Source organism: Daejeonella sp. (genome assembly GCF_049655485.1).
Taxonomy (GTDB): domain Bacteria; phylum Bacteroidota; class Bacteroidia; order Sphingobacteriales; family Sphingobacteriaceae; genus Daejeonella.
Map to the genome: position 1 here is coordinate 1 of NZ_JBASJU010000248.1, position 8,592 is coordinate 8,592.

Annotated in this window: 9 protein-coding genes; 1 reads left to right on the forward strand and 8 read right to left on the reverse strand. The window is 41.8% G+C overall.

Annotation, left to right across the window (positions count from 1 at the left end):
• From WBJ10_RS10615 to WBJ10_RS10650, 8 genes are all read right to left on the reverse strand, one after another.
• On the reverse strand, positions 1–302 hold a 302-nt coding region (locus tag WBJ10_RS10615), incomplete at its 3' end, for a hypothetical protein (RefSeq protein WP_424290091.1).
• A 30-nt stretch (positions 303–332) separates the two neighbouring features.
• A complete protein-coding gene (locus WBJ10_RS10620) occupies positions 333–881 on the reverse strand; it encodes an RNA polymerase sigma factor (protein ID WP_424290093.1) in 549 nt (182 codons plus the stop codon).
• A 55-nt stretch (positions 882–936) separates the two neighbouring features.
• Positions 937–1,890, reverse strand: a complete 954-nt coding sequence (locus WBJ10_RS10625; protein WP_424290095.1) for a transketolase family protein — start codon at positions 1,888–1,890, stop codon at positions 937–939.
• Between the two features lie 50 nt (positions 1,891–1,940).
• On the reverse strand, positions 1,941–2,786 hold the full coding sequence (locus tag WBJ10_RS10630) for a transketolase (protein ID WP_424290097.1): 846 nt from the start codon (positions 2,784–2,786) through the stop codon (positions 1,941–1,943).
• A gap of 92 nt (positions 2,787–2,878) precedes the next feature.
• Positions 2,879–3,346 carry a thioredoxin-dependent thiol peroxidase gene (gene bcp, locus WBJ10_RS10635; RefSeq protein WP_424290099.1) on the reverse strand — a complete coding sequence of 156 codons (468 nt, stop codon included), beginning with the start codon at positions 3,344–3,346 and terminating at the stop codon, positions 2,879–2,881.
• A gap of 62 nt (positions 3,347–3,408) precedes the next feature.
• Positions 3,409–5,118, reverse strand: coding sequence for a M23 family metallopeptidase (locus WBJ10_RS10640; RefSeq protein ID WP_424290101.1), 1,710 nt, complete (start codon positions 5,116–5,118; stop codon positions 3,409–3,411).
• A gap of 15 nt (positions 5,119–5,133) precedes the next feature.
• Positions 5,134–5,745 (reverse strand): fumarylacetoacetate hydrolase family protein, encoded by a 612-nt coding sequence (locus tag WBJ10_RS10645; RefSeq protein ID WP_424290103.1) that lies wholly within the window; start codon positions 5,743–5,745, stop codon positions 5,134–5,136.
• Between the two features lie 59 nt (positions 5,746–5,804).
• Positions 5,805–6,350: a T9SS type A sorting domain-containing protein gene (locus WBJ10_RS10650; protein ID WP_424290105.1), complete on the reverse strand. Its 546-nt coding sequence runs from the start codon at positions 6,348–6,350 to the stop codon at positions 5,805–5,807.
• 216 nt (positions 6,351–6,566) lie between these two features.
• On the opposite strand from WBJ10_RS10650, the gene WBJ10_RS10655 reads away from it, so the two are divergent.
• Complete coding sequence (locus WBJ10_RS10655) at positions 6,567–8,540, forward strand: KUP/HAK/KT family potassium transporter (RefSeq protein ID WP_424290107.1); 1,974 nt, start codon at positions 6,567–6,569, stop codon at positions 8,538–8,540.
• Positions 8,541–8,592 lie beyond the last annotated feature (52 nt).

Genomic DNA, 8,592 nt, shown 5'->3' on the forward strand with positions numbered 1-8,592 from the left:
TCAGTCAGCCCCTCAAAATATCTTTCCGGTACTGCAAATCCTTCAGATGAACTAAAACTCCTGATCTTTTCAGTCGAAATGCGCTCTTCAATCCGGGAAGTAAGACCCTCAAAATAATTATCGGGAACTTTGAAAGAATCCTGACCTTCGGATTTTACAACTTCAATCTTTATTCTGCTATTTATATTTCCGGAAAGTCCATCAAAATAACCTTCAGGTACGGTAAATGGAATTCCCTTCCCAATCGCAGCGAGAGTAGGCGCTTCTTTCTGCAAATCTATATCTCTTTCATTCAATTCCATATTCCTTTGATACTCTGAACGTAAAAAGGTTTAATCTGTGTTTAATAAATATTCCTCTATCTTCTTTACAGCGATATGAAAGGAGGCTTTTAGTCCTCCAACGGTGGTCCCCAGGATATCTGAAATTTCTTCGTATTTCAAGTCGTCATAATATTTCATATTGAATACCAGGCGCTGTTTTTCGGGCAGGGTAAGCAAGGCTTTCTGAAGTTTTATTTGAGCCTCGTCGCCGTCGAAATAGGGACTGTCGGCTAAAGTCTCAGCAAGTTCATAGCCCGCACTTTCATCAAGTGAAATATTATTCTTTTGCTTTTTCCGGTTGAGAAATGTGATACTCTCGTTCGTAGCTATCCGGTAAAGCCAGGTATAGAGTTGAGAATCATTTCTGAAATTCGCAAGGCTTTTCCAAACCTTAATAAAGACTTCCTGAACAAGATCGTCTGTATCATCGTGGTCGATGACTATCCTGCGAATGTGCCAGTAAATCTTTTGCTGGTATTTTTTCAGTAATAAATTGAAAGCCTCATTGCGGGTACTCTCTATGGCAAATTTTTCAAGAATTACTGAATCTTCCACCATTGAGTTTGTTAGAAATTTTTGTAGTTGTTAGACTAATCGGATAGGAAAAGTCGAACTACTTTCTCTTCATCACCCGCTGCACCGCACTTACTATATCCTCAGTATCTAAACCGTATTTCTTCATTAATTGATCCGGAGTTCCGCTTTCGCCGAAGCTATCGTTCACAGCGACGTATTCCTGAGGAACCGGGTTGTTTCTGGTAAGTACCTGAGCAATACTATCGCCAAGGCCACCATAACGGTTATGCTCTTCAGCAGTAACCACGCAACCTGTCTTGGCTACCGACTTTAAGACTGCCTCTTCATCCAATGGTTTAATGGTATGGATATTTATTATTTCGGCATTGATGCCTAATTCAGCTAGTTTTTCCCCTGCTTCTATGGCTTTCCAAACTAAATGGCCGGTAGCAAAAATGGATACATCAGTACCCTCATTAACCATCCATGCTTTCCCGATTTCGAATTTCTGATCAGCAGGAGTAAATACAGGAACAACCGGGCGGCCGAATCTAAGGTAAACGGGCCCGTGGTGCTCAGCGATAGCCATCGTTGCAGCCTTTGTCTGATTATAATCGCAAGGATTAATAACCGTCATTCCCGGAAGCATTTTCATCATTCCTATATCCTCAAGAATCTGATGTGTTGCACCGTCTTCACCCAGGGTCAACCCTGCGTGGGATGCACAAATCTTAACGTTTTTATCAGAATAGGCGATCGACTGCCTGATCTGATCATACACCCTACCTGTCGAAAAATTCGCAAAGGTACCTGTAAACGGAATTTTGCCCCCAATGGTTAAACCAGCAGCAATGCCCATCATATTCGCTTCCGCGATTCCGATCTGGAAAAAACGTTCTGGAAATTCTTTGATAAAGGCATCCATTTTTAGCGACCCAATTAGATCCGCACACAATGCAACCACCTGATCATTCTTTTTCCCGGCTTCTAATAAGCCAGCTCCGAAACCAGATCTTGTGTCTTTTTTCTCAGTGTAAGTGTATTTCTTCATATTAAAACCTGTTTCCAGGGATATTTCTACTTTAGGACTGTATTTAGATATTAATAATCTCCGTGGGTTTCTTCAACCTGGGCCAGAGCAAGGGCGAGTTGCTCATCATTTGGGGCCACGCCGTGCCATTTATGTGAATGCATCATGAAATCAATTCCATTGCCCATCATGGTTTGCATCAGGATCATGATTGGTTTCCCTTTTCCGGTTTTAGCCAGCGCCAGGTCTAGAACACGCACAACATCTGTCATGTCGTTTCCATTCATATCGAGAACATCCCAGCCAAATGCTTCCCATTTAGCCCTTAAGTTCCCAAGCGACAAAACATTTTCTGTAGAACCATCAATCTGCTGTCCGTTGACGTCAATGGCAGAGATCAGGTTGTCAACTTTATTATGACTTGCATACATGGCCGCTTCCCAGGTTTGTCCTTCCTGTAGCTCCCCGTCGCCGTGAAGCGAATAGACAATCCGGCCATCATTATTTAATTTTTTCGCAATGGCTGCACCAATAGCAACCGACATTCCTTGTCCTAATGAACCAGAAGCCACGCGAATTCCAGGCAATCCCTCATGTGTTGTAGGGTGGCCCTGCAATCTTGAATTTATTTTTCGGAAACTTGCCAGTTCACTGACTTCAAAATAGCCAGCCCGTGCTAATACACTATACCATACCGGTGAAATGTGTCCGTTGGATAAGAAGAACAAATCTTCATCCTTACCGTCCATGTCGAACTCAGTCTTGTGTTTTAGTGCGTGGAAATAAAGCGCTACGAAGTAATCAGCACATCCCAATGAACCGCCCGGATGTCCCGATTGGCAGCCATGAACCATCCTTAAGATGTCACGTCGCACCTGAGCGGCAAGTTTTGTTAATTTGTCAATATCTGGAGTCATATTATTTGCTTTAAAGCGCCGCTAAAATAGGGAATGTTGTTCGGATTGGAAAGCTTAGCCCTTGATAATAAGAGAAATTTATCTCTTAAATGCTAGTTCTTAGCCAGCAGGTCAAGAATTTGTTGGGAAGAGTTCTTGGTGTCAACCTTGCTTATAATCACCTTGACAATACCTTCCGGGTCGATGATAAAGGTCTTCCGCGCAACTCCCATGTATTTCCGACCGTACATGTTCTTTTCTACCCATACTCCATAAGCTTCTGCAATACTTTTATCGGTGTCAGCAATAAGCGGAAAAGGCAGACTATACTTTGCTATGAATTTTTGATGCGACTTCTCATCATCAATACTTACTCCCAGTATGTTAAAACCCTGGTCCATAAGTAATTTGTAATTGTCCCGAAAGCTGCACGCTTCAGCGGTGCAACCCGGCGTATCGTCCTTAGGGTAAAAGTAAAGGATCAAATTTTTGCCGGAAAAATCACTAAGTGAAATAGTGTTGCCGTCTTGATCTTTTGCGGTAAAATCGGGTGCTTTTGCTCCTTCGTCTAATTCAGACATAAATGAAATTTAAGCCGCTAAATTAGCGAAATAAATAAACGATGGAAAAACCTGCTTTCTAATTATCTGAAAAACGCTGCTTTGTACTGCGCTGAATTTGATCGCATGTCAACCAATGTTAATTCAAATTCATGCCTGCCTTTCGGAGTGCGGTTATCAAATGTATGCCATAAGGATGCAGTCTTGGCGTCATACTCCATCAGTACCCATTTCCCATTAATCCTTCCCGTAAAGGATTTAATTCCTGAAAGATTATCTGATATCTTAAACTGAACTTTAGATATCCCGGCAAGGGATTTACCATTACTGATGTTAATAGGTGTGATTCTGGGTTTGATGGTATCTACAGCGATGTAGAAACTCCCGAAGCCCCGGAGGTCTGCACTTATTGAACCATTTTCATAAGTGCCACCCTGCGCCACCCGGTTGGTATTAACGATTAAAACTTTGGATTGAAGATGTTTAGGAATATCTGTACTAGCCGGAATGGTAAGTTTGTACGGAAGGTGAACTGGTATCAGCTTGTTATGTACATGGTGGACTTTTGAATAACTGCCCGCAGGAGCAGGAGAACTTGAATATACGAAGTTCAGATCACTGTATAAGGAATTCGCGCGCATCTGAATATTCATTCCATTGGTATCTAAACGATTTTCTTGATTATATCTGAACAGGTGGCCAGGTGTTTTTTTAACGGCTTTCGAGGAACTTTCGTCCATTCGGATTCTAAAATTCAGCACACTTTCATTTCCCGCGATGTCAGTCACGACATACTGCGCCTCATGAGTCTCCTGGTCATTAAAATTGATAAGGCCATTGTTGACTTTAGTCTTATATATCTGTAAAGGATTACCTGGTTCAAGAAAGCCTTTTTGAATTTTTCGGCCCGAACTCATTAAAGCTGGATAATCTACGTGAGAATTGATACCACGGGAATTGGTAAAGGAAAACTTTTCCCAAACCGAGGAGAAGATTGTCTTGCCATCCAGCCGAAGTTCGATGGAGTAGGGGCCATTTGTATTTGCTGATGCGGAGTTTCTATCAATAGTTGTTATGCCGAAGCCCGTCTCACCGCTTACCGTTACAATATTTGCCGGGTTCAGCCGGTAATTTCCGTTGTCACCTGCGACAGTGAAATAAGCTCTTGGAGTATTTTCACTAAACGGCTCTCCGTTTAACTGATACATGGTTAAGCCAGTTATTGCAGGCTTTACCCTGTCGGGGATGGTAATACCAAAAAGCTGCGGATTCAAGGTTTCTTCAGAATTGGTATCTCTGACCTCGAAGTGCAAATGCGGGCCACTCGAACCTCCCGTGTTGCCAGACCACGCAATAATTTCTCCTTTTTTTACAGGGATTTCCACCGGAAGAAGCGGAAAATCCACATCGAAGTTTTCGATGCGGTACTGATAAGCTTTGAGTGTCCGGCTTATTTTCTCGTTATACCTTTGGAGGTGCATATACACGGTAGTGTATCCATTCGGGTGGGTTACATACACAGCGTTCCCGCCGCCACCAATCTGAACCCGTACCCTCGATACGTAACCATCTGCAACGGCGTAGATCGGGTACCCTTCTCGCTGGTTAGTCTTAAAATCCAAGCCGGAATGGAAATGGTTAGCTCTCAGTTCTCCGAAATTTCCTGCAATTATTGGTGCCAGATCAAGCGGGTAACGGAAGTAGGATTCAGGGTAAGCTGTCGATGTTCCGTCCTGAGCGAAAGCCGTATTAAATAATAAAATCAGTATGGGGAGAAATCTTAATCTAAGCATATTTGGGATCTGAAATTACCGGACATAGAAGTCAAGCAATTTCTCTTCTTCCAAATAGCCTGCCAAATGATCACCGATGTTTACTTTCCCTACCCCTTGCGGTGTTCCGGTAAAGATCAGATCGCCCTTTTTTAGAGTGATATATTGAGATACAAATGCAATGATTTTTTCGAATGAAAAAAGGAGATCTTTAGTATTCCCCGACTGAACCGTGTTACCATTAATGTCCAGTTTGAAATTCACATCAGTAAGATCTTTGAATTTCGACTTTGGCAGAAATTCACTTACCGGAGCTGAGTTGTCAAAAGCTTTCGCGAGCTCCCAGGGTAAACCTTTCTCTTTATGTTTTTGCTGGATATCACGCGCAGTGAAATCTACGCCCAGTGCAATCTCTTCAAAATAGTTCGAAGCAAATTTCTCGGCAATGTGCTTTCCTTCTTTACAAATTTTCAGCACCAGTTCAATTTCATGATGAATGTCAGATGAAAATTCAGGGTGATAAAAAGGTTTATTGTCCTTTAACACGGCAGTATCCGGTTTCATAAAAATCACAGGAACTGTTGGAACCGGGTTATTCAATTCTTTAGCATGTTCGGCATAGTTGCGGCCGATGGCGATAATTTTCATACGGGATTGGAGAAATGAGATATGAGAAATGAGATATGAGAAATGAGATGTGAGATGTACTACAAGACAGAGATTCGCTTTGTGATAATCTCGCCACTAATACTTACGCGGATAAAATAAAAACCGCTATTAAGCCTGGAAGCAATATTAAAAGAATTAACCTGTTCTCCAGCAGAAAGCCTTTCGGTAAGCAGGGTAGTTACCTCATTACCCAAAACGTCCATAATCTTGACAGTAACGTTAGAATCTTTAGCAATAGAATACGACAAGTTCAGCTGATCGGAAACCGGATTGGGGTAAACTTTTACATTATTTAAAATTTTATCGTTATCGCCTTGCTTTAGCGTACGCGATGGTGGGTTTCCGGAATAAACTTTGTTCTTAGCAGGTTTAAAGGGTACAAAATCAATCATAACCCCGTTTTTCAAGAAAGCAGGCAAATTAAGACGGGTGTCTGTGATTTTTGTAGAGATGGTAGCTTTGATGACTTTTGAAGTATCAGCTGGAATTCCCCTTATACCCGCAAACACATCAGCATTGCCCGGCATCGACATGCCGCCCAAAGTAATGAATATTGCTAATAGTCCAAGGTAAAGATTTCTCATACGCAAAAATACTCTCTAAAGATAGCGCTTTATACTAAATACGCTTGTAACAGAATAAAGTTTTTAACAAATTTTAACTAAAATTCCTATCGTATACGTTAAAATCAGTTCAATTGTTATGCCTAAATCTAACAATTATTTCGCTTTTTAAACATATTCGATTACACCTTGTTAAACTGGTTTTAAGGTGTACTTTTGTTGCATAATCCACGAAACGTGTCAAACGCAAAAAACCTCCATAAGCTCTCTGCAGCCGGTTTATTACTAAGTTTAGGAATTATTTACGGGGACATCGGAACCTCGCCCTTATATGTTTTTAAAGCCATCGTTGGTAATAGAATTATTACGACTGATCTAATTTTAGGTGGATTATCCTGTATTTTTTGGACACTTACTCTACAGACCACAATAAAATATGTGATAATAACGTTACGCGCCGACAATAAAGGGGAGGGCGGGATACTGTCTCTTTTCTCCCTGGTGAAGAAAAAAGCGAAGTGGCTGGTCATCCCGGCCATGATAGGAGGGTCTTCTTTATTAGCTGATGGGATGATCACTCCACCAATTACTGTTTCAGCTGCAATTGAGGGTTTGAGGGTAATTCCGGGTTATGAAAATATTCCAACTGTACCCATCGTAATTGTAATTATTTCCATATTGTTTCTCGTCCAGCAATTCGGAACCTCCATTATTGGTAAAGCATTTGGCCCCATTATGTCGGTTTGGTTTACCATGATGGCAGTGTTGGGGAGCGTTTATCTTTTGCAATTCCCGGAAATATTAAAAGCAGTAAACCCCTACTACGCATTTGAAATTTTATCATCCAACCCAAATGCTCTGTTAATCCTTGGAGCAGTTTTCCTGTGTACCACGGGAGCTGAGGCTTTATATTCGGATTTGGGACATTGCGGTCGGTCTAATATCCGGATCAGCTGGATATTTGTTAAAACCTGCCTTCTGATAAACTATTTCGGGCAGGGAGTTTGGTTGTGGCAGCATCAGGGCGGTGTTCTTGGAAAACTTGATAACCCTTTTTATAGCATCATGCCCGATTGGTTCCGGGTTTTTGGGATTTGTATAGCGACAGCGGCTGCTGTTATTGCCAGTCAGGCAATGATTTCAGGATCATTTACGCTCATTTCAGAAGCAGTTCGCTTGAACCTCTGGCCTAAAGTCCGGATCAATTACCCAAGTAACCAGAAAGGACAGCTTTATGTTCCTTCCATCAACATTCTGCTATGGGTTGGCTGTATTGTTGTTGTTTTGATTTTTCGCGAATCCGCGAATATGGAGGGTGCTTATGGACTTGCAATCAACCTAACCTTCTTAATGACTACCATCCTCGTCGCGGCATATTTAAAAAGGAAGAAATTCCCGACTTATATTGTCGCTATATTCCTGTCAGTATACGGTATTATCGAACTTGGCTTCCTGGTAGCCAATATGGCGAAATTCCTGCACGGGGGTTGGTTTACACTCTTGCTTGCCTCCGTATTATTGTCCGTAATGTGGGCCTGGTCATCTGCAAGGAAAATCAAAAACCGCTTTGTGAAATTTGTAGAGATCGATTCCTATTATCCAATTTTAAAGGAGTTGAGTGAGGATGAATCTGTTCCTAAATATGCATCCCAACTTGTCTACCTGACCAGTGCTAATTTCAACTCTGAGATTGAATCGAAAATAATGTATTCAATCCTGCAAAAGCAGCCTAAACGAGCGGATGTGTATTGGCTTGTCCACGTAGACGTTACTGACGAACCGTTTACAAGAGAATTTAAAGTTGATTTTCTGATTCCCAATAAGCTGATCCGTATTGATTTTAAATTAGGCTTCCGTGTGGAGCAGCAGATCAATGTTTTCTTCCGGAAAGTAGTTGAAGAACTCGTGAAAAACGGCGAGGTCGATATCACCAGTAAATATACTTCCTTAAATAAACACCGTATAGTCGGCGATTTCAGGTTCATCGTACTGGAGAAGGTCTTATCCAAATCCAACGTCCTGAGCTTTATCGAGAGGTTTACAATGGATTACTATTTCATCCTCAAAAAGTTCTCTCTTTCTGAAGAGAGAGGTTTCGGACTCGACATCAGTTTCGTAACGATAGAGAGGGTACCGCTTATTGTGTCATCGCAGGATGATAACGGGTTGACGAGGCTAAAGGGGAGTGGAGAGTTGAGAGGGGAGAGTTGAGATTTTCTTGCAAGCGAGCTAAAAAACCGGAAGAAGACATCAGGATGTAATC